This is a genomic window from Enterobacter sp. E1, assembly GCF_016809815.1.
Classification (GTDB): Bacteria; Pseudomonadota; Gammaproteobacteria; order Enterobacterales; family Enterobacteriaceae; genus Enterobacter; species Enterobacter adelaidei.
This window is the reverse complement of the sequence record NZ_JAFBJM010000006.1, coordinates 170,003-192,561: the sequence shown is the minus strand read 5'-3', so window position 1 is coordinate 192,561 and position 22,559 is coordinate 170,003. Positions and strand designations below refer to the sequence as shown.

The following is a 22,559-nucleotide window of genomic DNA, read 5'->3' as shown; positions in this document are numbered from 1 at the left end:
GTAAAGAGAACGACTCAGAATGGCACAGCGCTGCACTTTTATAATGCAGCGCCGGGAACGAAGGGTTTACCAGACTTCGCTGGCGATCTGCGTCACCAGACGCACTTTATCCCACTGCTGGTTTTCACTTAGCGTGTTGCCCTCTTCCGTGGAGGCAAAACCACACTGTGGGCTGAGGCAAATTTGCGCTTTCGCCACGTATTTTGCCGCCTCCTCCAGACGTGCCTTTACCCCTTCCGGGTTTTCAAGTTCGCCGTTTTTAGTGGTGATAAGGCCCAGCACCACCTGCTGCTTGCCCGGGCGAACAAAGCGCAGGGGTGCAAAATCCCCGCTGCGGTCGTTGTCATACTCAAGGAAGAAGGCATCAACGTTGACCGTGCCAAACAGCACTTCCGCCACCGGCTCGTAGCCGCCTTCGGAAATCCAGGTTGAACGGAAATTCCCGCGACAGACGTGCAGCCCGATGGTCAGATCGTCCGGTTTCCCTTCCAGCGCCTTGTTTAGCACGCGGGCATAGATACGCGCCAGTTCATCGGCATCATCGCCGCGTTCGCGGATCTGACGGCGCTGATCGTCAGAACAGAGATACGCCCAGACGGTGTCATCCAGCTGCAGATAACGGCAGCCTGCATCGTAGAATGCGCGGATGGCATCACGCCAGGTGGTCGCCAGGTCGTCAAAATAGTCATTCAGATCCGGGTAAACCGTCGCATCAATGTCTTTACGGCCTCCGCGGAAATGGAGCACGCTCGGGCTGGGAATGGTCATCTTCGGCTGAGCGTTGCCGCTGATGCTTTTCAGATAACGAAAATCTTCCAGCATCGGATGCTCGCCAAAGCCCAGCTTGCCGATGACGCGCACGCCATGGGCTTTGGTTTGTACCCCGTTAAATTGAATACCCTGCTGTGAATCGTAACGCTCAACGCCCTGCAGACCGTCGAAGAAATCGAAATGCCACCAGGCGCGGCGAAACTCTCCGTCGGTGACCACATGGAGCCCACATGCGCACTGCTGCTCGACAACATGGCGGATCGCCTCATCCTCCACCGCGCGAAGTTCTCCGGCATCAATTTCGCCGCTGGCAAATTTCAGGCGGGCCTGTTTGATGGTGTCCGGACGTAAAAAACTGCCTACTACATCGGCGCGATACGGGGCGTGTTGTCGTTGCATGGAATTCTCCTCAGTCTGCCGGCGATAATTGCCAGAAGTGATAATTCATTATTTGAATGTTTAGACTTCTGGATGTCTAAATGTCCAAAAAAGATGTCATATCTGTCATATTCCGGCAAACGAGAAAATTTCACGGGTGTTGAATAAAATTCATCTTCACAGCGCGGTAGCGGTTTCGCTGCTGGCAAAGGCGAACTTTTCATCTTCCCAGCCGGTGATCCCCCCGAGCATGATTTTGACCGGCAGCCCGAGTCGTGCCAGCTTGAGCGCCGCTCTGTCCGCGCCGTTACAGTGCGGCCCTGCGCAGTAGACAACGAAAAGCGTGCCTTCAGGCCATTGCGCCATGCGCTCAGGAGTAATCTGGCTACGCGGCAGGTGCAATGCGCCAGGCACATGACGGCGCGCAAACTGCTCCGGACTCCCCACTACGTGCAGCAGCACAAAATCTTGCTCCTGGTTGACGATGGCATGATGCACATCAGCACAGTCGGTTTCGACGCTCAGGCGGCGTAGAAAATGGGTGACAGCTTCCTGCGGTTCCGCAGCCGGAAATTCAGTAACATAACTCATGATACTTCCTCATCTTTGGCGTTTGTGTTAACACTACTCTATCCACAAATTCAGCCCGTGAATGCCCGCGCGTATGCCAGAAAACAGCAAAAAGATGACAAACTTAAGACAGATAACGCGGCCGCTGGTGGTTGTACTGGCGTATGACGGTCTGTGTACCTTTGAGTTTGGCGTGGCGGTGGAGATCTTTGGTCTACCGCGTCCTGAACTGGGGGACGAATGGTATCGTTTTGCGGTGGCGGGTATTGATAGCGGTGAACTTCGGGCAACCGGTGGGATCCGTATAATAACCGACGGCGATTTAAGCCTGCTTGAATCTGCCGATCTGATCGTGATTCCTGGCTGGAGAGGCCTGGATTCACCAGTCCCGGACACACTTTGTGAGGCATTACGCCAGGCCAGCGCGCGAGGCTGCCAGTTGCTGTCCATCTGTTCGGGGGTCTTTGTGCTGGCGGCATCGGGGTTGCTGAACGGACGTAAAGCCACGACGCACTGGCGCTATCTTGACGCGCTTAAAGCCCGTTACCCTGACATCCAGGTGGTCGAGGATGTGCTCTATCAGGATGAGGGAGATATTCTTACCTCCGCAGGCAGTGCGGCAGGAATTGATCTCTGCCTGCACGTTGTACGGCGGGATTATGGAATGGAAACGGCCAATAGCGTTGCGCGTCGGCTGGTCATTCCCCCTCACAGGGATGGCTCACAACCGCAACAGCTGAGTCGCCCGGTCGCGCAGTTGCGGGAAAGCCAGCGCCTGGGCCAGCTTTTTGATTTCCTCCACAATCATCTTGTCGAGCCTCATAGCGTCGATTCGCTGGCGCGTCGGGTGGGCATGAGCCAGCGCACTTTCCTTCGTCGCTTCGAGGCAGCGACAGGAATGACCCCAGCGCGTTGGTTGATCAATGAACGCCTGTTGCGGGCAAAAGATTATCTTGAAAGCAGCCGTTTAAGTATCGACAGTATTGCAGAACAAACTGGATTTGGTCAGGCATCGACGTTGCGCCATCATTTTCGCCAGCAGTTTGCACTTTCCCCGGCACAGTATCGCAAGCAATTTTCAGGTCCAGGTAATGCCCGCTGAGGCATCACTCTTTTGGTTGTGTTGAAATACGGAGCACCTGATGATCACCACACACGTTTTTATCGCGGTCAGTCTTGATGGCTATATCGCCCGAGAGAATGACGATATCGACTGGCTTTTGCAGCGCGATGACCCGACAGAAGATCATGGCTATGAAGCGTTCATCGCGGACAAAGAGTGGATCGTAATGGGACGAGGGAGCTATGAGAAGGTATTGTCCTTTGACACATGGCCTTATGACCGGCCCGTGCTGGTACTCTCCCGACAGCTGGCGAATACTCCCGTGCCGGAGGCCCTGAAGGGCAAAGTACAGTTCTCTCATCGCACACCAACAGAGGTGCTCGATGACCTGGCGGCGCAGAACGTCCATCGCGTCTATCTCGATGGCGGACAGGTGATACAGTCGTTCCTGCGTGAAGGGCTGGTCGCGGATATGGTTATCACGACCGTCCCTGTTCTGCTTGGTTCAGGAAAGTCTTTGTTCGGAAGCCTGCCCCAGGATATTGATTTGACACTGGTATCAAGCCACAGCTTCCCTTCAGGTCTGGTGCAGTCGCACTATCGGCTGAAATCATAAACCGCGGCAAACATCGTGACGACATGTACAAAAAAAAACCGCCATTATCTGGCGGTAAATGCTTGCATGGATAGATTTGTATTTTATGCTCTACGTCCCGACACTCCATGGCCGGGCAGCGGATCCATTACAACCTAACACCTTTTATCTTAACGAGAGGTAAACAGCCCTATTAACCCGCTTTGGTATTGATTTGCAAATAACGCATCAGCCCCTGTTCAGCGCTCAATTTTGCGTCATCATTCATTGCTTCCAGATAAAACGAACGCGCGACGCTATAAGGTGCTTTATCAGAAGGATACACGGCAAACTGAAATGTTTTTCCCCGCAACTGATTGGTGCAGTCTAATTCCCAATGTTGATCGTTCACTTTGGTGCTATTGCAGGCAACACGGCCATAATCGCTGGTTAAATATGAACCAACACGTGTTTGTGCGGACTTAATATATTCCGGTTCGTTGTCACCAGCGTAGTGAAACCCAGCAGCAGCCACAACAGCAGCCGCTACAATCCCAAACGTTATCATTTTTTTCATTAATCAGGACCCATTCCTTAGCCATAGACTCGCTATTATATAGGAATAATCTTTAAAGTAACTGTCCAGTTATGTACCAAAAATGGCGGCTTGCAATATATCAGATGATTTTTAAGATGTTTCCTGGCTGTCTTTTATTCCGACAATATTTGACATTCTCTTTGCGATAATTTGAACTTTTGAATAATAACACCATGAAATAACAGGCATGATATTCCTGCTCTGTCATTTCGCGGTGAACACATGATAAAAAAAGGGTTAACACTCATAATGCTGATTTGCGCCCTGTTTTCAGGCCAACTGATGGCCGGGCACAAAGGTCATGAGTATTTATGGGTAAAAAATGTTGGGCATCAGCTTCGGCATGAAGCTGACAGCGATGAGTTGCGAAGTGAAGCAGAAGAATCAGCGGAAGGTTTGCGCGAACACCACCTGTGGCAAAAATCGCGCAAACCGGATACACACTTTCGTTAATTACCTTTGCGTTTAGGCAGGGTTTTCATAAGTTCGTCCGGGCTTACTGAGGCTACGACACTCCCCGGCGCTGGCATTTTGAAAATATGGTTTTTCATCTTGCCAATTACATGCATTTCGCAAGGACGGCAGTCAAATTTCAGGGTAAGCACTTCGTCACCATTCACCAGTTGCATAGGTGTGGCCTTCCAGCTCTTGATGTTCCCTTTCGCCTGCTTAGGACACAGGTTAAACGCAAAACGGAGACAGTGCTTGGTGATCATCACCGGCACATCACCCTTCTCTTCATGTGCTTCATAGGCCGCGTCGATCAACTGCACGCCGTGACGATGATAGAATTCACGTGCTTTATGGTTGTAGACGTTAGCCAGGAACGACAAATGCGTATCCGGGTAAACGGGCGCTGGAACAGCTTCAGCTTTACGGCTACCTCGCGGATAGTGTGCCAGACGAGCCGCATCGAGCATTTCCGAGGTTTCCCGACGGAACTGGTTAAGCAGGCTGTTCGGCACGAACAGTGCGTCCGACAGATTCACCTCAATATTACGCGCGTAGTAAATCGTCTGTCCCAGCTTCGCCACACCCTCTTTCAGGTTGTTTAGCGCTTTTTCCGCATTGTTGGCGACCTCAAACTGGCCATCAAGCGTATGCGTCACGCTGATGCCGTCTTCACAGGTCATGGTCAAAATCAGCTGCTCTTCCCAGCCTCCCAGTTCAATATCCACCGCGATGCGACGCTCGCTGGAGGTTTTCAGCAGCGCCTGCTGCCAGTTATGATCCAGGTTACGGTTTAGCGCCGCGTTCGGTCGCGCTTTGTAGAGATCGGCAGGCATTTCATTCGGCCACACGCGATAGCGATTTTCTCCGGTTTTTTCAACCGTATTGGCACGGAAGCCTACGACTTCACGCTTAATCATCACGTTCAGGCCATCGCCGTTCGCCAGCGGCTCCGTGACCTCCACGTCCAGATGATCCTTCGCCACTTTCAGAACTTCACCGACCGGCAAGCCGATAAATTTCGGCGAATCAAACGCGCCGATGTCACCTTTACGGGCGTTCACGAAATAGTCGGTACTGCCACGATGGAAGGTTTTATCGGTCGACGGAATAAAGAAATGTTCGGTACGACCGGCTGACGCGCGTGCCAGGTCACCACGATCTTCAATAATGGCATCCAGCATTTGACGATAGTGTGCGGTGATGTTCTTCACGTAGCTCATATCTTTATACCGCCCTTCAATTTTGAAGGAGCGCACGCCTGCATCAATCAGCGCACCGAGGTTGGCGGTCTGATCGTTATCCTTCATGGAAAGCAGGTGTTTTTCAAACGCCACGACGCGCCCCTGATCGTCTTTAAGGGTGTACGGCAAGCGACAAGCCTGAGAGCAATCGCCGCGGTTAGCGCTGCGCCCGGTCTGGGCGTGAGAAATATTGCACTGGCCGGAATAAGCCACGCACAACGCGCCGTGGATAAAGAATTCAATCGTCGCGTCTGTCGCCTGGTGAATATCACGGATCTGGTTCAGGTTCAGTTCACGCGCCAGAACGATCTGCGAAAAACCGACGTCGGAGAGGAATTTGGCTTTCTCAACGGTGCGGATATCGCACTGGGTGCTGGCGTGCAGTTCAATAGGTGGGATATCCAGCTCAAGAACGCCCATATCCTGGACAATCAGGGCATCGACCCCGGTCTGGTAGAGATCGGTGATCAGACGTTGCGCAGGTTCCAGTTCATCATCATGAAGAATGGTGTTCAGGGTCACGAACACTTTCGCCCCGAAACGGTGGGCGAACGGTACCAGTTCAGCAATATCCTGCAGACTGTTGCTGGCGTTATGGCGGGCACCAAAGCCAGGACCGCCAATGTAGACGGCATCTGCACCGTGAAGGATCGCTTCACGGGCAATGGCGGCGTCGCGGGCCGGGCTTAAAAGTTCAAGATGATGGGATTGCAGGCGCATACTTCGTCGTTATCCGTTATGGTCAAAATGGCGGCTATTGTAGTCAGAAGTATGCGACAGCGAAACAGTTTTGCGTAGCGTCAGCGGGGATAATGGATTAGGGAGTGAAAATGCACCGTCCGGTCGCTGCTGTTACGGTACGCGTGCGGTTTGTCTCCGGCAAAACGGATGCCCGAATCGGCAGGAATTGTCTGCCACTCACCCTCCAGTTGCATCTCCAGCTCGCCGCTTATCACCACCACATGCTCAATCACCCCCGTTTCATGGGGCGTTGACTCGCTTAGCGCGCCGGGTGCCAGGGTAATGGAGAAATGATCAAACTTCAGCGTCTCATCCCACGGGAACAGCGGTTTTACCACCATGGCCTGCTGCTGCGGGTCAAAAACAGCCTGCTTGTCCGCCTCTGGGGTGATAAAGGTGGAAAACGGTACGTTCAGCCCGGTGGCGATTTTCCACAGTGTTGATACCGTGGGGCTGGATTCATTGCGCTCGATTTGCCCGAGCATCGCTTTTGAAACCCCCGTCTCTTCTGCCAGCTTCGACAAACTCCAGCCGCGATCCTGGCGCAGTGTTTTCAGTGTGGTTGCAAGATGTTGTGTGATGTCCATGTTCCCTCCTGGTGATGACGAGCATATCACTTGTACGCTATAACGCACAGTGTTACCTTACCACGGACGTTATAACGCACAACGGAGTCTTCATGCGCGCTTCTTCAACACACCTTGTTCCAGCCGTTCTGGCAGGTTTTGTCGCCGTCCTGGTCGGCTACGCCAGTTCTGCTGCTATCATCTGGCAGGCCGCAGCGGCAGCCGGCGCAAATGCGCAACAGATTGCGGGCTGGATGACCGCGCTGGGGATCGGGATGGGAGTCAGCACGCTGGCGCTTTCATGGTGGTATAAAGCGCCGGTACTCACCGCCTGGTCAACACCCGGTGCGGCGCTGCTCGCGACCAGCCTGCACGGTGTCACGCTGGCTGAAACGATCGGCGTATTCATCTTTGCCAATGCGCTCATTTTACTCTGCGGCATCACCGGGTTATTCGCCAGGCTGATGAAGTTGATCCCCCATTCGCTTGCGGCTGCCATGCTGGCAGGGGTGCTTTTGCAGTTTGGGCTGCATGCGTTTGCCCATCTGGAGGGACACTTTCTGCTGTGCGGCAGCATGATTGCCGCGTGGCTAATGGCAAAAGCGCTGGCCCCCCGCTATGCCATTGTGGTTACGCTTCTGGCAGGCGGCATCGTGGCCTGGGTAAGTGGTGACGATGTCACGGATAAATTCACCCTTTCCCTTGTTATGCCGGAGTTTATTGCGCCATCCTTCACCTTCACCAGCCTGGTGAGCGTGGGCATCCCTTTCTTCCTGGTGACCATGGCCTCTCAAAATGCCCCGGGATTCGCCACGATGAAAGCCTCCGGCTACCCGCTGGCGGTTTCGCCGCTCATCATCTTTACGGGCGGGCTGGCACTGCTGTTTTCGCCCTTTGGCGTCTTTTCCATCTGTATCGCGGCGATTACCGCCGCCATTTGTCAGAGCCCGGATGCGCACCCGGATGCAGGTAAACGCTGGCTGGCAGCCATCGCGGCCGGTGGATTTTATCTGTTAGCCGGTATTTTCGGTGGTTCTATTACTGCAATCATGACGGCGCTACCGCTCAGTTGGATCCAGACGCTGGCAGGTCTGGCGCTACTGGGCACCATCAGCGGAAGTCTGTATCAGGCACTGAATCACGAAGCGGAACGTGACGCAGCGATAGTCACATTCCTGATGACCGCGAGCGGTGTGACGCTCCTGGGCATTGGTTCGGCATTCTGGGGACTGGTTCTGGGCGGTGTGTGCTATGCCCTGTTATCACGCACTCGCCGCGCGTAGCTGAGAAGGTGTCATTCCCGTCACGCTGCGAAAGCGGTTACTGAAGTGGCTGGCGGAGTTAAACCCACAGGCAAGCGCGATGTCCGTCAGCGGCGTCGCCGTGTGTTGTACCAGCGCTTTCGCCTTTTCCATTCTGCGCTGCATCACGTACTGATGCGGCGCCAGCCCCGTCGACTGGCGGAACATGCGGGCAAAATGGTATTCGCTGAGGGAGGCCTGTGCAGCCAGTTCTGCCAGCGTCAGGGGCTGCCCCAGGTTCTCTTCGATAAAGGCCAGCACGTTACGCAACACGAACGGGGATAACCCGCCCGTGACGACCGGCAATTTCCACTGAACGTTCGAGTAGTTTTGCAGCAGATGCGTTAACAGCAGCGTAGAGGCCGTGCTCAGGGTGAGCTGGTTAGCGTGCTGCTGCCAGTCGCAGCCAAGTAAAAACTGACGGTACAACGCGGTTATCTTCGGGTCACTGCCGAAAATACGCTCGTCCAGGGTCAGCGAAAGTGGCCGCTTGTCCCAGATTTTTTCTCCCACGTCGCGCAGATGTTCATCGGTGCAGTAGAGATGCACAAACGACAGGTCATCCCGGATATCCCACGTTGATTCGCTCTCTTTGGGCATCAAACAGAAACGATCCGGACCACCGCCATTTTTCCAGCCGCCCGGCGTTTTTTGATAACTTTCGTAACCGTCAGCCACGTACAGGCTAAGGGTATGATGATTGCTTTTTACCGTTATCGTATCGTGCTTGTTGTACCACGCTGCCAGCTGAATACCCGAGTTCAGCGAGACGGTTTCCCGCAGGACTGCATTCTGTTGGCGCAGCGTTTCAAAGGTATCGTAAGCGTGAGACATAACCGTTAGCGTGTTATTGATCAGAATATCAGTCTAAGAATTGTTGCCGCCGGTTGCCAGTCCCCATAAAAGAAAAAAGCGCAAGAATTTGCAAGTCTACCGCAAGGCAGTGCAAGCCCCTTGCGGCTCAGCGCGCCATACTGCCCACTTCCGTGATTTGAGAAGAGAAAAAGTATGAACGCATTATTATACGGACTGGTGGTAATTATCTGGGGAACCACCTGGATTGCGATTTTCCTGCAGCAGGGTTCCGTGGCGGCCCCCGTATCCATTTTCTGGCGCTTCGCGGTTGCCAGCCTCACGATGATGGTGGTGTTACTCGCCCTGCGTAGACTGCGCAAACTGGCGCTGCGGGATCATCTGTTTTGCATACTTCAGGGATGCTGCGTTTTTTGCTTTAACTTCTGGTGCTTTTATACCGCGGCCTCGCACATCAACACCGGGCTGGAATCGGTGATTTTCTCAATGGCGGTGCTCTATAACGCCATTAACAGCTTTATTTTCTTCGGCCAACGCCCACCAGCGCGGTTCTGGACCGCTGCGGCTCTGGGGCTGATTGGCATTATCACCCTCTTTTGGGACGATCTTCTGGCCAGTGGCTGGAGCGCGTCACTCCTGACGGGTATTGGTCTCTCCGCACTCGGTACCTACGGTTTCTCGCTGGGCAATATGATCAGCATGCGCCATCAGCGCAAAGGCCTTGAAACTATGACTACCAACGCCTGGGCGATGCTGTATGGCACACTGGTGATGGGGTGCATTGCCCTTTTCAGAGGCGACAGTTTCACCCCGGAATGGACGGTGAGCTACATTGGCGCGCTGCTCTATCTGGCTTTGTTTGGTTCGGTGATTGCTTTCGGTGCTTACTTTACGCTGGTGGGACGTATTGGCCCTGGTAAAGCAGCCTACAGTACGCTGCTCTTCCCGCTGGTCGCCCTCTCCATCTCAACGGTTTATGAAGGTTACGTGTGGCATATTAACGGTATCGTCGGATTGTTGCTGATTCTGGGGGGGAATATGGTGATGTTTACTAAACCCGAAACCTGGATCAGGCGCTTACGAACAGCGTAAATAAATAAGGCCTGCGCAATGCAGGCCTTTCCTGGTTATTTCATGGTCTTTTTCACATCAAACATGGTGGCATCGGTCGCCATGTCATCAACAACCTGTTTCAGGGTTGCAAAGCCCATTGGGGTATTTTTGTTCGTCAGCTCTTTACCTTCGCCTTTACGAACCACTTTAATAACAGGTTTACCGGTTTTTGCATCAATCAACTCACCTTCAAAGTAAAGGTGGGTATCCATTGTGCGGTGACCGGTCGCCATTTGCGTACCTGCAACCACCAGTGCCACTGGCACCACTTCATAGAACTGCAAACCTTCTTGCTTAGAGGTTACACCGGTAATCGCACCACGGAAGATCAGGCTACGCGGCCCTGGTGTGGTAACGATCGGTTTACGCTGACCAATCGAGGTTTTCATTTTGTTGTTGGTATAACTCAGCAGCTCATCCAGTGTTTTTTGACCAATCTGCGTGGTTGGCTTTGGAGCCGGATAATAAGTAATCGGGTTCCAGACAATATTGTCATAATTAGCTTCGTTATATGACGGATCAACCCAACGTAAGGTCGGTTTACCCGTTGCAGAAGTTGTTTCCTTTAAACCAGAATAGTCTTTTAAAAAGCCTGAGTATTGTTCGGGAGCGGCCACTTTTGATGAACAGCCCGCCAAAGCCAACAGACCAGTAAGCACTGCAACTTTTAAAAAAGTTTGAGTACGCATGATGGTTTTCCATGTTATCTGCAAGTATGCATTTGAAGTTATAGCAAAGGACTGGAGGGTTTGTTGTGACAAAAAATGATGTCGGGAGCACAAATTGCAAAAAGACTGCCCGGATGCGTGCCGGGCAGTGAAAAATTACTGATGTATATCCAGTTGCCAGAACAGATGCTTACCGAACGGGTCAATTTCATAACCCGTCACCTCTTTGCGCACCGGTTCGAAAATGGTTGAATGCGCAATCATCACCGCTGGCATCTGGTCATGCATCATCTGCTGAGCCTCTTTATACAGCGCCACACGTTTATCGTGGTCGGTTATTGATTTTGCCTCCGCAATAATTTTATCAAACGGCTTATAGCACCACTTCGCCGAGTTCGAACCGCCATTTGCAGAGGTGCAGGTAAATAGCGGACCAAAGAAATTGTCCGGATCGCCCGTTGCGGTCGTCCAGCCCATCAGCGCAGCCTGATGCTCCCCGCCCTTCACGCGCTTGAGGTATTCACCCCATTCATAGGTGACAATGTGAGTTTGTACGCCCACTTTCGCCCAGTCGGCCTGAATCATTTCGGCCATACGTTTCGCATTCGGATTGTACGGACGCTGAACCGGCATTGCCCACAAATCAATGTTCACCCCGTTTGCAAAACCTGCTTCCTTCAGCAGCGCTTTTGCCTTTTCCGGATCGTAATCGTAATCCTTAAGTTCACTGTCGGCGCTCCATACCCCTGGCGGCAGCAGGTTCTTCGCGGCGGTCCCCGTGCCATGGAACACCGCGTCAATAATGGCTGATTTGTTGATGGCGATGGCCAGCGCCTGGCGAACCTTCACGTTATCCAGCGGTGGCTTTTGGGTGTTAAACGCCAGAAAACCAGTGTTCAGCCCTGCCTTGCTCATCAGGTTGATGTCTTTGTTCGCCTTCATACGCGGCAGATCGGCTGGGTTCGGGAACGGCATCACCTGACATTCGTTCTTTTCGATTTTGGCAAAACGTACTGAAGCATCCGGCGTGATGGTAAACACCAGTCGATCGAGTTTCGATTTACCCTGCCAGTAGTCTGCAAACGCGGTGAAAAGGATGCGGGAGTCCTTCTGATACTGTACGAGCTTAAACGGCCCGGTGCCAATCGGCTCCATATCCACCTTCTCTGGTGTCCCCGCTTTCAGCATCGCGTCGGCATACTCCGCAGAGAGGATCGAGGCAAAATACCATGCCAGATCCGCGACAAACGGCGCCTCCGGGTGTGCCAGCGTAAAGCGCACGGTGTGATCATCGACTTTATCAATGGCGGTTATCAGACTGCCAAACTCCAGACTTTCGAAATTGGAATAGCTGCCGTTAGAGACGTTATGGTAAGGATGATTCACATCTTTCTGCCGCATAAACGAGAAGATGACGTCATCGGCGTTAAAGTCCCGGGTCGGTGTGAACAATTTATTGCTCTGGAATTTCACCCCCTTGCGCAGATGGAAGGTATAGACTTTACCGTCGTCGCTGACCTCCCAGCTCTCTGCCAGACTGGGTACCAGCTCCGTGGTGCCAGGTTTGAAATCGACCAGCCGGTTATAAACAGGTACGGCACTGGCATCCACGCTGGTGCCCGACGTGTATAACTGAGGATTAAAGTTTTCCGGCGATCCTTCGGAACAATACACGAGCGTTTTCGCAGCGACAGTGGAACTGACGGTGAGCGCCGCAAGAGCAAGCGTTAAGATTGTGAGTTTGCTTTTCATCATTTATTCCTGTCTTTTTAATTCGACGGCTAATTAATTCTTTTGCCATTTCATAAATAACATTAAAGTGAAGTGGCAAACACCTGAAAAATAAATAAGGAATAAATCACTATGGGCTCGCCACTTTCCAGACAATTAACGCACCGCTTTTTTCGCTATCTCTCCATCACCAGCCAGAGCGATGCCAGAGTAAAAACGCTGCCCTCTACGCCAGGCCAACACAACATGGCGCGGGAGCTTGCTCAGGAGCTGGCACAGCTGGGGTTAGACGACATTGTGATTGATGAATTCGCCACGGTGACCGCGGTGAAAAAAGGTAACGTCGCCGGTGCGCCGCGTATTGGTTTTATTACCCATATTGATACCGTCGACGTGGGATTATCACCGGATATTCATCCGCAGATATTAACATTTACAGGTGAAGACCTCTGTCTGAATAAAGACAAAGACATTTGGTTACGCGTAAAAGAGCACCCGGAAATTCTGTCCTACCCTAATGAGGAGATTATTTTCAGCGACGGAACCAGCGTTTTGGGCGCAGATAATAAATCAGCCGTTACCGTAGTCATGACCGTGCTGGAAAACCTGACCGCGGAGCATCAACACGGCGACATTGTGGTCGCATTTGTCCCGGATGAAGAAATCGGTCTGTGTGGCGCGAAGGCGCTCGATCTGAAACGCTTCGACGTTGATTTTGCCTGGACCATTGACTGCTGCGAGCTGGGTGAAATTGTCTACGAGAATTTTAATGCGGCAGCCGCGGAAATCCGCTTTACCGGCGTGACGGCACACCCCATGTCCGCCAAAGGCGTGCTGGTGAACCCCCTGCTGATGGCGACCGATTACATCAACCATTTTGACCGCCAGCAAACGCCCGAGTGTACCGAAGGTCGTGAGGGCTATATCTGGTTTAACGGTATTCAGGCGGGGCAAAACGAGGCCATCCTCAAAGCGAATATCCGCGATTTTGACAAGGACAGCTTTGCCGCCCGCAAGCAGCAGATTGCCGACGTGGCTGCGCTGATAGCCGCCCAACATCCAACGGCCAACGTGGACTATCGCATTGAAGATACCTACAGCAATATCAGCAATGCGATTGGCGAAGACAGGCGCGCTATCGACCTGATGTTTGAAGCGATGGAATCGCTCGGCATCACGCCGAAACCGACGCCGATGCGCGGCGGCACAGACGGTGCGGCACTCTCGGCAAAAGGGCTACTTACGCCAAACTTCTTCACCGGCGCGCATAACTTCCACTCGAGGTTTGAATTTCTGCCGCTGTCGTCGTTCGAGGCCTCTTACCAGACTGCCCTGCAACTCTGCCTGCTGGCCGCCCGTTAAGTGGGCTTACGCGCCAGCATGGTGGCAAAGCGCAGCTTAATGCGATTGCCGTTTTCATCGGTGCGGTGCAGTTCACCAACGTCTTCGTTGTATTTGAGCAACTCCCAGCCTTCATAGTAGTTGCTCAGTTCACCGCTTTTGAATGCAAACGGGAAACCAACGGTACACGGGTAGTCCACCGTATCCATGGCGGCGACAATCAGGTTGTGACCGCCTGGTGTAGTGCAGCGCTGCATATTGGCGATAAGACCGGGGATGGTTTTTGCATCCAGGAACATCAGCACGACGGTGGACAAAATAAAATCATATTCGCCGTCGAAACTCAGGGTGTTGAGATCTTTTATCGCCGTGTGGAGGTTGTCGATCCCTTCTTCCGCCTTGATGCGCTCGATATTATCAATGCTCATCGGGTTTTTATCCCAGGCCGTCACCTCGTGACCGTTAGCAGCAAGGTAGAGACTGTTACGGCCATTTCCACAGCCCAGATCCAGCGTTTTACCCGGCTTAACCCTTTCTGCACTGAACAGCACCTCGGAATGCGTTCGGGTTAAGCCATATTTCTCTGTGAAGTAATTCTCATCGACGGTCATTATTTTTTCCTGATCCTGCATAAATTTAAAGTGCATTTTGAATGCCATTTTAAGGCGTTTACCGTCTGGTTGCCAACCGTTCGAAAACTGAAATATTTGCTACGTTTAGTTAAGACGGTTATCAGAGAGATCAAGATGAACAAATATCGCCTGAGCGACGATACACGCCTTTGGCAATGGAAAAATGGCGAAACAACCCACACGACCACATTACGGCAGATTATCGCCACGGCGGAGTTTAACGACGTGACGATAGGTACGAAAGGTGGATGGATTGACGATGAGCGCGCCCTCGCACAAGACGGTGACTGTTGGATCTACGACGAAAACAGCGTGGTGTTCGCCGGTGCCACCGTATCCGGCAACGCGCGGCTTACCCTGCCTTGCATCATCAGCCACGAAGCGCATATCGGCGACAATTGCTGGCTGGACGAGGCTGAAGTCAGCCATGGAGCCCGAATAAGTGACAACGTCACCATTCAGCACTCCTGTGTTCGGGGTGAATGTCATATTTATGGCAATGCCCGCGTGCTTCACAACAGCGTCGTTATTGCCGCCAAAGGCCTGACGCCGGACCATGAACAGATCCTGCAAATTTACGATAACGCGACGGTGAGCCAGTCACGCATTGTGCATCAGGCGCAAATCTACGGCGATGCGATGGTGAATGATGCCTTTGTTGAGCACCGCGCCGAAATATTCGACAACGCAATCCTTGAAGGCAACGATCTCAATAACGTCTGGGTGTGCGACTGCGCAAAGGTCTATGGCAATGCCCGCGTGATTGCCGGTTTTGATGACGATGCCATTCCGACGGTGCGCTACAGCTCTCAGGTCGCGGAGGATGCGGTGGTAGAAGGAAACTGCATCATAAAACACCACGTTCTGATTGGGGGACAGGCATGGCTACGCGGTGGGCCGATCATGCTGGATGATAAAGTCGTGATTCAGGGACGGGCGAGGATCAGCGGCGATGTGCTGATTGAGCACCGGGTTGAAATCACCGACGATGCGGTGATTGAAGCGTTTGCCGGTGAGAATATTCATCTGCGCGGCGAAAAGGTCATTAATGGCAACCAGCGCATTACCCGCACGCCCCTGCTGGGCGCGCTATAGCGTATAAATCTTGCCGTAGATGTTCACATCGTCGAAATGACCATTGAGGAATTCCGCTTCCCGCAGGCAACCTTCCAGCGTAAAACCGTTGCGCAGGGCAACATTGTTGCTGTGCTGATTCGCGACCCGACACTTAATCACAAAACGACGGATTTCACCGCGTTCAGCGTAGTAACGCATAAACGCCTGCAATGACTGAGAGAGGATCCCCTGCCCCTGATGCGCTTCATCCAGCCAGTAGCCGATGTACCCGGCTTTGTTGGCCGGTTCAATCGTGTTAAACGACAGCACGCCGACCAGCCCATCATCCTTAAAGATCAAAAACATTTTGGCGTAGCCGCGCTGGTGCAGCATCTGGTTACTCTGCACGTTACGGCGGGTATCTTCTTCGCTGCCCACGTGCTGCGCCCAGTCAAAGGCGGTTTGCAGAAAAGCTCTGTTTTTGACGACGAGGTTGTGCAGTTCGGCGGCGTAGCGCTCTTCAACGGCGCGCAGTTCGACGGTGTCAGACACCGGGATAATTTCGGATTGTGCTGCGGTCATGACCCCTCACACTAACCCTCTCCCAACGGGAGAGGGTATCAATCGTTAACGCATTACCCGGTCGTCAACGTACTGACGTTTATCCGGTGCTGGCGGGAAATACTGGTACAGCCAGGTTTCACTGATGGCATCCCCCTGGCAGCGCAGGAACAAACGCATGTCCACTGGTTCGGTCGAATCCGATGTTGGATACCAGTCAAACAGAATGCGATAGCCGTCAAACGGTTCAACGTAAAGGATCTCAACCTGCTTCGCTTCACCGCTGGAGAGCGTAATGACCGGCTCGATGCCTTTTGGTGCAGCCGCTTTCAGGTCGCCACCGACAAAGTCGATAGCGAAGCGACGGGCCCACACTTTCGGGTAATTTTCGCCGGGTGCCCACCCTTCCGGGAAGCCACCCATACCGGTGCGGGTCGCGAAGACCGTTGCCAGCGGAGAACGCACTGGCGGCATGGCGCTCCAGTAGAGGCGATATTTGAAGTCCAGCTCGTCGCCCGCTTTGACCGCTTTTTCTGGCTGCCAGAAGCAGACGACGTTATCCAGCGTTTCACCCGTAGTCGGGATCTCCATCAGGCCAACTGAGCCTTTGCCCCAGTCATTGCGCGGCTCAACCCACAGACTTGGGCGTTTGTTATACCAGCCCATCACGTCCTGATAGTGCGAGAAATCGCGATCAAGTTGCAGCAGGCCGAACCCTTTCGGATTCTTGTCCATATAGGCATTGAACTGCAGCTTCTGCGGGTTGTTCAGCGGACGACAGATCCACTCCCCGTTGCCGCGCCACATGGCCAGGCGGTCGGAGTCATGAATTTGCGGGTGAATGGTGTCACACATGCGGCGTTCGTTATTACCGCAGCTGAACATGCTGGTCATCGGTGCGATGCCGAGTTGCTTAATGTCTTTACGCGCATAGAGGTGGTTTTCCACCTCCATAATCACCTGGCTCTTCTCGCAGTGGATCACGAATTTATAAGCACCAGTGATGCTTGGGCTGTCCAGCAGCGCATAAACGGTAAAAGTGGTGTCGCCAGGTTTGACGGTTTCAAACCAGAACGAGGTGAAATCCGGGAACTCTTCCGGCGTGTCGGTAAAGGTATCCACCGCCAGACCACGTGCGGAAAGACCATATTGGTAGGTGTCATCAACCGCACGGAAATAGCTCGCACCGAGGAAAGAGACGATATCGCGACGCGCCAGTTCAGGGGCTTTAAACGCACGGAAGCCCGCAAAGCCGAGATCGCTTTGCCCTTCCAGCTGTTTGGTATCCACACCCGTTTCACCATAGCTGAACAGCTCCGGACGGAAGTGGATCTCGCGCGCCATAGAAGTAGACTGGTCGAGCGAGAACATCCGCACGCGGCGACGGAAACCCATTCCCATATGGAAGAACTGCACGTCCAGTTGACGCCCTTCAATGTTATTCCACAGAGACTGCTTTTCATCGTAGCGGATGGCGTTGTACGCCTGCGGTGTCATGGTGGCCAGCGTGTCCGGCAGCGGGCGCGGCGCACCACCCCACGGGGTTTTCGCCAGGTCATGCGCCATGGATTGCAGTACGGAGAAATCAAAACGACGGCTCTGGCCGTCAGCAATGTCAGAGTCAGCAGCGTATGCCGCTTTGGAAAACAGAGAAGCAAGGCCAGATGTGCCGCTCAGGGCTGCCACTGCCAGCGAGCCTTTTAGAAAACGTCTGCGATTCATGCCTGGAAAAACGTCCTTATGGTCGTGTGAATGTGTTTCGCGCTCGGCGAAATGACGGCAAGAAAGAACGCACAGCCTAAACAAAAATGGTTAAGAATCCAATTGTTGGCCGGTGATTATATGAACAAAGTGTGAAATATTTTCTGTCGACCAGAACGGCCCGAAAGTGGTGTAAAGAAAGCCTGGAGAATGTGTAGAAAAATGCCCCGGCGCGACATCGTTCGCCGGGGCCAATGAGGCGGTTATTTTACGCTGACATCGATACCCGGGAAGTACTTATCAGCGAGTTTAGCGATCGTGCCGTCGGCACGTACTTTATCAATCGCGGCATCAAGTTGCTTTTTGGTGGCCTCGTCACCTTTACGCAACCCAAAACCGATCCCACTGCCGAGGATAGTGTCGTCAGACACCGGTTTGCCGATGAAGCCAAACCCTTTCCCCTGCGGCTTGCTGAGGAAACCTGCCTGCCCGGCCGCTGACATGACCAGCGAGGCGTCGATCCGACCATTCAGCAGATCGCCCCAGGCCATATTCTGATCTTTATAAGACACCACGGTGACACCCTGCTTTTCCCAGTGCTCTTTCGCATAGGTTTCCTGAATGGATCCCTGCAGCACACCGATGGTTTTTCCCTTCAGCCCTTCGGGAGTCGCCTCTACCGCCGTTCCGGCCTTACCGACCAGCTGCGACGGAATACGGTAGATCGGTTGGGTAAAATCAATACTCTTGCGGCGCTGTTCGGTGATATTCATCGCCGAGTTGATCGCGTCGAATTTCTTCGCCACCAGCCCCGGAATCAACGCATCAAACGAGGTTTCAACCCAGGTGCACTTCAGCGCTGCGGCTTTACAAATGGCATTCCCCAGCTCAACGTCAAACCCTTCCAGTTCGCCCGCCGCATTACGGCTCTCAAACGGCGGATATTCCGCTTCCAGACCGTAACGCAGCTCGGTAGCCGCGAAGGAAGAAAAGGTACACAGCAATCCCATGCCGACAACTAACGCGCGTAATTTCATCCAATACTCCTCAGCGTGGTTTAACCCGACACAGGGCCTGGGCACCTGCCCGTAACGTCGCCTCATCTTTCGCAAAAGAGAGACGAATCAATTTATTATCCGTACCGTCCGCATAAAACGCCGACAGCGGAATGGTGGCAACACCGTACTCAACGATCAGCCGTTTCACCAGCTCGCTATCACGCTCATCGCTAAACTGGCTGTAGTCCGCCAGCATGAAGAACGACCCGGCACTCGGCAACAGGGTAAACGGCGAATCCTCAAGCAGGCTTTGCAGCAGATCGCGCTTACGCTGGTAAAACGCCGACAGCGACAGCCAGGTTTGCGGGTCGACCATATGTTCAGCAAAGGCATGCTGCATTGGCGTATCGGCAGAAAACATTAAAAATTGATGGACTTTACAAATCTCGTCCATCAGTACCGCCGGAGCAACACAGTAACCCACACGCCATCCGGTAACGTGATAGGTTTTTCCGAAAGAAGAGATAATCACGCTACGTTCCGCCAGCTGCGGGTGTGTAGCCATCCCGTGGTGCGGTTCACCATCAAAAACGACGTGTTCGTACACTTCGTCAGACAAAATAATGATATCGGTATTGCGCGTCAGCGCCGCCAGCTGCTGCAGATCATTAGCTGAGAAAACCTGACCGCTCGGGTTGTGCGGGGTATTGATGATAATCATACGCGTACACGGGGTGATCGCGGCACGCACTTCATCCCAGTTGACGGCAAAATCCGGCACCGTGAGTTTGATGGCGACCGGGGTTGCCCCCTGCAGGCGGACAATTGGCGCATAGCTGTCAAATGACGGTTCAAAGTAGATCACCTCATCGCCCGGGTGCACCAGCCCGCTGATTGCCGAATAAAGCCCTTCGCTGGCGCTGGCGGTGACCAGCACCTCGCTACCTGGGTCATACTGCGTACCGTAGAGGGTGGCAATTTTATCGGCAATGCGTTCTTTGAGCGGCTGCAGACCGGTCATCGCTGCATACTGGTTATGCCCTGCCTCCATTGCGCGGGTGACGCCCGCAATCAGCTTCGGGTCGCAGGAAAAATTCGGTGCGCCCTGAGAAAGGTTAATCGCGTTATGCTGCGCCGAGAGCTGGCCGATAACGGTAAAAATGGTGGTACCCACATCAGGCAGTTTAGAGCGTGTTTGCACCGGCGTTCGTAAAGTCATCCTCTTTCCCTTCTCATGGACATTGCATAACTATTCAAACAACAAGTGAGTTGTCGGGACAATCGAATTGTTGTCATAATAGCCATGAGAAAAATGCATAGCTGAGGTGTTTATATGTCGCGCCGTTCGCTCCCGCTCAATGCCATCGACGCATTTTTAGTCACCGCGCGTCACCTGAACCTCACCCACGCCGCCGCTGAGCTTTGCCTGACACAGGGGGCAGTGAGCCGCAAGATCGCTTCCCTTGAAGCGTGGTTTGGCTTTCCGCTATTTGAGCGTCATGCGCGTGGGCTGCGGCTGTCACCGCAGGGAAGCGCCCTGTTGCCTGAACTGCAATCGTCTTTTGAGCAATTGCTGACGGTGGCCGACCGGGCCCGCAGCCAGCAAACCGTCATCCGCTTAAAAGCCCCCACCTGCGCCATGCGCTGGCTGGTCCCCCGCCTGCTGGAGGTGGAGCGTGAACAGCCGGATCTGCAAATTGCATTGACCACCACCACCGATCACAACGTGAATTTCAAAACCGAATCTTACGATGCGGCCATCGTGTTCGGCACGCATATGAGTGCCGGCGACCTGCTGTTTGAAGAGGCGTTAACCCCGGTGCTTAGCCCTATGCGCGCGAGTGCCGCACTGGGTTCGTTGACATTTCTTCACCCCACAAGGGATAAGACAGACTGGTCATTGTGGCTGGCAAAACAGGAAGGCCCGGGCTTTGTTATGCACAAAAATCAACACTTCGATACGATGGATCTCGCCATTACGGCGGCCATTCAGGGGCTGGGCGTCGCCATTGCCGACGAAACGCTGGTAGAAGAAGATGTCCGTGCCGGAAGGCTAACGCGGCCCTATGAGACAAGTATAAAAACCGGCGCGAGCTACCGCCTGGTGCTGCGCGAAACGCCTGGCGAAGAAAATGGGCTGGCGGCGTTTCGCGCTTGTTTGCTTAGTCGAGGCTGACGTGATGCTTCATCACCCGCTTGAAGAGACTCATGCGCGCGCGCATAAAGCGGTTTTCAAGCCTGAAACCTGCATGTTTATTCACTCCAATACGTAACAGAACGTCCCGCCCCTTGCGACACGCGGGCCAGTGCGTGGGTCCCGGCAGAATGTCGCGCCTCCCCGCGTCACGCGCGAAACTTACCCAATAATCGGCAACCTGGGCAGCAAACTGGAGATCGCGTGCATTAACATACTGACGCGACGGTTCTACCTGACCAAGCGTATCGAACACATAGGGAACTTCATTGCCGTGCCAGGCGCCGTTGATATAGGTGTCATGTTCTGCTTCCGCGACATAGTCGAACCAGTAACGCCAGCACAATCCGCCGATACGCTGCTGAGCCTGCATCACTACGTAACCCATCGTGGTGAACGCCATGTCGCGGCACACCTGTCGGCCCAGCTCTTCGTCCCCTTTGACGCCAGGATAGAGCAGCTTAATCAACCCCAGACCAAATCGACGTTCGCGGCGCAGTTTCTGGATTTGCCCGGCAAGATCGATACCAAACACCGCCATCACGCTGGCTTCATCGCTGTTTGAACCAATCATCACCGGCACAGGATGCTGTCGGGCGGCGAAGAAGACATCGAGCATCGCTTCCGGCAGCACGCAATCCCCGACGATGGGTGCCGGGGCAATGTTCAGCGGTGCGGTTAATGGCCAGAACGCGTCGGGCGGAATAGCGCGTAGCTCCTCGGCTGTCGCATTCTCCAGGCCAAAATGGGCGGCCAGCGCTTCCCCCTTCTGCAGTGCCTGCTCGCGCGGCGTGTCAGGTAAGGTGTAACCGCTTTGTACAATCGCCTTATGGAACAATCCTTCTGCCAATGGCGAGGCCAGCAGCGAAAGCACGCTGCGCGCGCCCGCGGATTCGCCAAACAGGGTCACGTTAGCAGGGTCGCCGCCAAACGCAGCAATGTTATCCCGCACCCATTCGAGCGCGGCGATCTGGTCCAGCAGGGCAAAATTATGCACAACGCGATATTCTTCGCCCTCCAGTGCAGGATGGGCAAAGAAGCCAAGATGACCGAGGCGATAGTTGATCGTGACTACAACCACACCGCGCATTGCCAGCGCTTTGCCGTTATAGGGCGGCAGCCCCCCGGCACCAATGGTAAACCCGCCGCCGTGCAGCCAGACCATCACCGGAAGCGATTCCGCGCGCTCTTTGGGAGACCAGACGTTGAGATAGAGACAATCTTCAGAAAACTGGCCCGGATCGCCGCCGCCTAGCTCCTGACAATACTCGCTGCTTTGCCAGCTTGAGGCCGAAAAGGTGGTGGCTTCGCGAAGTCCATCCCACGGTTCAGGCCGCCGCGGGGAACGCCAGCGCCACTCGCCCACGGGCGGTGCGGCGTAGGGAATACCGCACCAGACATGGACATTTTCATCGGTTAAACCAGACAGTGCGCCGCAGCGCGTTTCAACCACAGGGGCGGAAGGATTTTGCATAACGACCTTAATTTTTCCATC

At 53.8% G+C, this 22,559-nt stretch carries 22 protein-coding genes; 8 read left to right on the top strand and 14 right to left on the bottom strand.

The window, feature by feature from the left end:
* Positions 1-66: 66 nt before the first annotated feature.
* Together JGF26_RS16565 and JGF26_RS16560 are read right to left on the bottom strand one after the other, a co-directional pair.
* Complete coding sequence (locus JGF26_RS16565) at positions 67-1,170, bottom strand: cobalamin-independent methionine synthase II family protein (RefSeq protein ID WP_028017439.1); 1,104 nt, start codon at positions 1,168-1,170, stop codon at positions 67-69.
* A gap of 156 nt (positions 1,171-1,326) precedes the next feature.
* Positions 1,327-1,740 carry a rhodanese-like domain-containing protein gene (locus JGF26_RS16560; RefSeq protein WP_108089934.1) on the bottom strand — a complete coding sequence of 138 codons (414 nt, stop codon included), beginning with the start codon at positions 1,738-1,740 and terminating at the stop codon, positions 1,327-1,329.
* 73 nt (positions 1,741-1,813) lie between these two features.
* Between JGF26_RS16560 and ftrA the strand changes: the two genes are divergently transcribed.
* Together ftrA and JGF26_RS16550 are read left to right on the top strand one after the other, a co-directional pair.
* Positions 1,814-2,821 carry a transcriptional regulator FtrA gene (gene ftrA / locus JGF26_RS16555; RefSeq protein WP_134708409.1) on the top strand — a complete coding sequence of 336 codons (1,008 nt, stop codon included), beginning with the start codon at positions 1,814-1,816 and terminating at the stop codon, positions 2,819-2,821.
* A gap of 40 nt (positions 2,822-2,861) precedes the next feature.
* Positions 2,862-3,398, top strand: a complete 537-nt coding sequence (locus JGF26_RS16550) for a dihydrofolate reductase family protein (protein WP_049007228.1) — start codon at positions 2,862-2,864, stop codon at positions 3,396-3,398.
* Between the two features lie 172 nt (positions 3,399-3,570).
* Here JGF26_RS16550 and JGF26_RS16545 read toward each other — a convergent pair whose 3' ends face one another.
* Complete coding sequence (locus JGF26_RS16545) at positions 3,571-3,933, bottom strand: hypothetical protein (protein WP_129325008.1); 363 nt, start codon at positions 3,931-3,933, stop codon at positions 3,571-3,573.
* A gap of 243 nt (positions 3,934-4,176) precedes the next feature.
* Between JGF26_RS16545 and JGF26_RS16540 the strand changes: the two genes are divergently transcribed.
* Positions 4,177-4,407, top strand: a complete 231-nt coding sequence (locus JGF26_RS16540; protein ID WP_028017444.1) for a DUF2554 family protein — start codon at positions 4,177-4,179, stop codon at positions 4,405-4,407.
* On the opposite strand, the gene JGF26_RS16535 is transcribed toward JGF26_RS16540, so the two are convergent.
* Together JGF26_RS16535 and JGF26_RS16530 are read right to left on the bottom strand one after the other, a co-directional pair.
* Entirely contained in the window at positions 4,404-6,368 is a 1,965-nt protein-coding gene (locus JGF26_RS16535; protein WP_128347745.1) for a U32 family peptidase, read from the bottom strand. The two genes, JGF26_RS16540 and JGF26_RS16535, sit on opposite strands and share 4 nt — an antisense overlap.
* A gap of 80 nt (positions 6,369-6,448) precedes the next feature.
* Positions 6,449-6,976 (bottom strand): XRE family transcriptional regulator, encoded by a 528-nt coding sequence (locus JGF26_RS16530; RefSeq protein WP_028017446.1) that lies wholly within the window; start codon positions 6,974-6,976, stop codon positions 6,449-6,451.
* Positions 6,977-7,068: 92 nt separating this feature from the next.
* Between JGF26_RS16530 and JGF26_RS16525 the strand changes: the two genes are divergently transcribed.
* On the top strand, positions 7,069-8,238 hold the full coding sequence (locus JGF26_RS16525) for a benzoate/H(+) symporter BenE family transporter (RefSeq protein ID WP_134708408.1): 1,170 nt from the start codon (positions 7,069-7,071) through the stop codon (positions 8,236-8,238).
* On the opposite strand, the gene JGF26_RS16520 is transcribed toward JGF26_RS16525, so the two are convergent.
* Positions 8,218-9,090 (bottom strand): helix-turn-helix domain-containing protein, encoded by an 873-nt coding sequence (locus JGF26_RS16520; RefSeq protein ID WP_049007224.1) that lies wholly within the window; start codon positions 9,088-9,090, stop codon positions 8,218-8,220. The genes JGF26_RS16525 and JGF26_RS16520 overlap by 21 nt on opposite strands.
* A 174-nt stretch (positions 9,091-9,264) precedes the next feature.
* Here JGF26_RS16520 and JGF26_RS16515 point away from each other — a divergent pair, with 174 nt between their 5' ends.
* Entirely contained in the window at positions 9,265-10,161 is an 897-nt protein-coding gene (locus JGF26_RS16515; RefSeq protein ID WP_028017449.1) for an EamA family transporter, read from the top strand.
* 35 nt (positions 10,162-10,196) lie between these two features.
* Here JGF26_RS16515 and JGF26_RS16510 read toward each other — a convergent pair whose 3' ends face one another.
* Together JGF26_RS16510 and JGF26_RS16505 are read right to left on the bottom strand one after the other, a co-directional pair.
* Positions 10,197-10,871, bottom strand: coding sequence for a DUF3313 domain-containing protein (locus tag JGF26_RS16510; protein WP_049007223.1), 675 nt, complete (start codon positions 10,869-10,871; stop codon positions 10,197-10,199).
* 135 nt (positions 10,872-11,006) lie between these two features.
* The gene (locus JGF26_RS16505; RefSeq protein WP_134708432.1) at positions 11,007-12,602 is read right to left on the bottom strand and encodes an ABC transporter substrate-binding protein; all 1,596 of its coding nucleotides are present in this window, start codon (positions 12,600-12,602) and stop codon (positions 11,007-11,009) included.
* A 111-nt stretch (positions 12,603-12,713) separates the two neighbouring features.
* Between JGF26_RS16505 and pepT the strand changes: the two genes are divergently transcribed.
* Positions 12,714-13,943 (top strand): peptidase T, encoded by a 1,230-nt coding sequence (pepT, locus tag JGF26_RS16500; protein ID WP_134708407.1) that lies wholly within the window; start codon positions 12,714-12,716, stop codon positions 13,941-13,943.
* On the opposite strand, the gene tehB is transcribed toward pepT, so the two are convergent.
* The gene (gene tehB, locus JGF26_RS16495; protein WP_129325002.1) at positions 13,940-14,533 is read right to left on the bottom strand and encodes a tellurite resistance methyltransferase TehB; all 594 of its coding nucleotides are present in this window, start codon (positions 14,531-14,533) and stop codon (positions 13,940-13,942) included. The two genes, pepT and tehB, sit on opposite strands and share 4 nt — an antisense overlap.
* Before the next feature lie 135 nt (positions 14,534-14,668).
* Here tehB and ydcK point away from each other — a divergent pair, with 135 nt between their 5' ends.
* A complete protein-coding gene (gene ydcK, locus JGF26_RS16490) occupies positions 14,669-15,649 on the top strand; it encodes a YdcK family protein (protein WP_134708406.1) in 981 nt (326 codons plus the stop codon).
* Here ydcK and rimL read toward each other — a convergent pair.
* The 4 genes from rimL to JGF26_RS16470 all read right to left on the bottom strand — a co-directional run bounded on the left by rimL (position 15,644) and on the right by JGF26_RS16470 (position 20,089).
* Positions 15,644-16,192, bottom strand: a complete 549-nt coding sequence (gene rimL, locus JGF26_RS16485) for a 50S ribosomal protein L7/L12-serine acetyltransferase (RefSeq protein WP_028017455.1) — start codon at positions 16,190-16,192, stop codon at positions 15,644-15,646. The genes ydcK and rimL overlap by 6 nt on opposite strands.
* A 45-nt stretch (positions 16,193-16,237) precedes the next feature.
* Positions 16,238-17,893 carry a glucan biosynthesis protein gene (locus JGF26_RS16480; protein WP_134708405.1) on the bottom strand — a complete coding sequence of 552 codons (1,656 nt, stop codon included), beginning with the start codon at positions 17,891-17,893 and terminating at the stop codon, positions 16,238-16,240.
* Between the two features lie 242 nt (positions 17,894-18,135).
* Positions 18,136-18,909 carry a transporter substrate-binding domain-containing protein gene (locus JGF26_RS16475; protein WP_049007271.1) on the bottom strand — a complete coding sequence of 258 codons (774 nt, stop codon included), beginning with the start codon at positions 18,907-18,909 and terminating at the stop codon, positions 18,136-18,138.
* A 10-nt stretch (positions 18,910-18,919) separates the two neighbouring features.
* A complete protein-coding gene (locus JGF26_RS16470; protein ID WP_134708404.1) occupies positions 18,920-20,089 on the bottom strand; it encodes a pyridoxal phosphate-dependent aminotransferase in 1,170 nt (389 codons plus the stop codon).
* Positions 20,090-20,203: 114 nt separating this feature from the next.
* Between JGF26_RS16470 and JGF26_RS16465 the strand changes: the two genes are divergently transcribed.
* On the top strand, positions 20,204-21,046 hold the full coding sequence (locus JGF26_RS16465) for a LysR family transcriptional regulator (protein ID WP_028017459.1): 843 nt from the start codon (positions 20,204-20,206) through the stop codon (positions 21,044-21,046).
* Here the strand turns inward: JGF26_RS16465 and JGF26_RS16460 are convergent.
* Positions 21,033-22,538 carry a carboxylesterase/lipase family protein gene (locus JGF26_RS16460; RefSeq protein ID WP_134708403.1) on the bottom strand — a complete coding sequence of 502 codons (1,506 nt, stop codon included), beginning with the start codon at positions 22,536-22,538 and terminating at the stop codon, positions 21,033-21,035. The two genes, JGF26_RS16465 and JGF26_RS16460, sit on opposite strands and share 14 nt — an antisense overlap.
* Between the last annotated feature and the right edge of the window lie 21 nt (positions 22,539-22,559).

Coding starts and splice junctions, on each gene's coding strand:
- JGF26_RS16565 (WP_028017439.1), bottom strand. CDS start 1,170: ATGCAACGACAACACGCCCCGTATCGCGCCGATGTAGTAGGCAGTTTT.
- JGF26_RS16560 (WP_108089934.1), bottom strand. CDS start 1,740: ATGAGTTATGTTACTGAATTTCCGGCTGCGGAACCGCAGGAAGCTGTC.
- ftrA (WP_134708409.1), top strand. CDS start 1,814: ATGCCAGAAAACAGCAAAAAGATGACAAACTTAAGACAGATAACGCGG.
- JGF26_RS16550 (WP_049007228.1), top strand. CDS start 2,862: ATGATCACCACACACGTTTTTATCGCGGTCAGTCTTGATGGCTATATC.
- JGF26_RS16545 (WP_129325008.1), bottom strand. CDS start 3,933: ATGAAAAAAATGATAACGTTTGGGATTGTAGCGGCTGCTGTTGTGGCT.
- JGF26_RS16540 (WP_028017444.1), top strand. CDS start 4,177: ATGATAAAAAAAGGGTTAACACTCATAATGCTGATTTGCGCCCTGTTT.
- JGF26_RS16535 (WP_128347745.1), bottom strand. CDS start 6,368: ATGCGCCTGCAATCCCATCATCTTGAACTTTTAAGCCCGGCCCGCGAC.
- JGF26_RS16530 (WP_028017446.1), bottom strand. CDS start 6,976: ATGGACATCACACAACATCTTGCAACCACACTGAAAACACTGCGCCAG.
- JGF26_RS16525 (WP_134708408.1), top strand. CDS start 7,069: ATGCGCGCTTCTTCAACACACCTTGTTCCAGCCGTTCTGGCAGGTTTT.
- JGF26_RS16520 (WP_049007224.1), bottom strand. CDS start 9,090: ATGTCTCACGCTTACGATACCTTTGAAACGCTGCGCCAACAGAATGCA.
- JGF26_RS16515 (WP_028017449.1), top strand. CDS start 9,265: ATGAACGCATTATTATACGGACTGGTGGTAATTATCTGGGGAACCACC.
- JGF26_RS16510 (WP_049007223.1), bottom strand. CDS start 10,871: ATGCGTACTCAAACTTTTTTAAAAGTTGCAGTGCTTACTGGTCTGTTG.
- JGF26_RS16505 (WP_134708432.1), bottom strand. CDS start 12,602: ATGAAAAGCAAACTCACAATCTTAACGCTTGCTCTTGCGGCGCTCACC.
- pepT (WP_134708407.1), top strand. CDS start 12,714: ATGGGCTCGCCACTTTCCAGACAATTAACGCACCGCTTTTTTCGCTAT.
- tehB (WP_129325002.1), bottom strand. CDS start 14,533: ATGACCGTCGATGAGAATTACTTCACAGAGAAATATGGCTTAACCCGA.
- ydcK (WP_134708406.1), top strand. CDS start 14,669: ATGAACAAATATCGCCTGAGCGACGATACACGCCTTTGGCAATGGAAA.
- rimL (WP_028017455.1), bottom strand. CDS start 16,192: ATGACCGCAGCACAATCCGAAATTATCCCGGTGTCTGACACCGTCGAA.
- JGF26_RS16480 (WP_134708405.1), bottom strand. CDS start 17,893: ATGAATCGCAGACGTTTTCTAAAAGGCTCGCTGGCAGTGGCAGCCCTG.
- JGF26_RS16475 (WP_049007271.1), bottom strand. CDS start 18,909: ATGAAATTACGCGCGTTAGTTGTCGGCATGGGATTGCTGTGTACCTTT.
- JGF26_RS16470 (WP_134708404.1), bottom strand. CDS start 20,089: ATGACTTTACGAACGCCGGTGCAAACACGCTCTAAACTGCCTGATGTG.
- JGF26_RS16465 (WP_028017459.1), top strand. CDS start 20,204: ATGTCGCGCCGTTCGCTCCCGCTCAATGCCATCGACGCATTTTTAGTC.
- JGF26_RS16460 (WP_134708403.1), bottom strand. CDS start 22,538: ATGCAAAATCCTTCCGCCCCTGTGGTTGAAACGCGCTGCGGCGCACTG.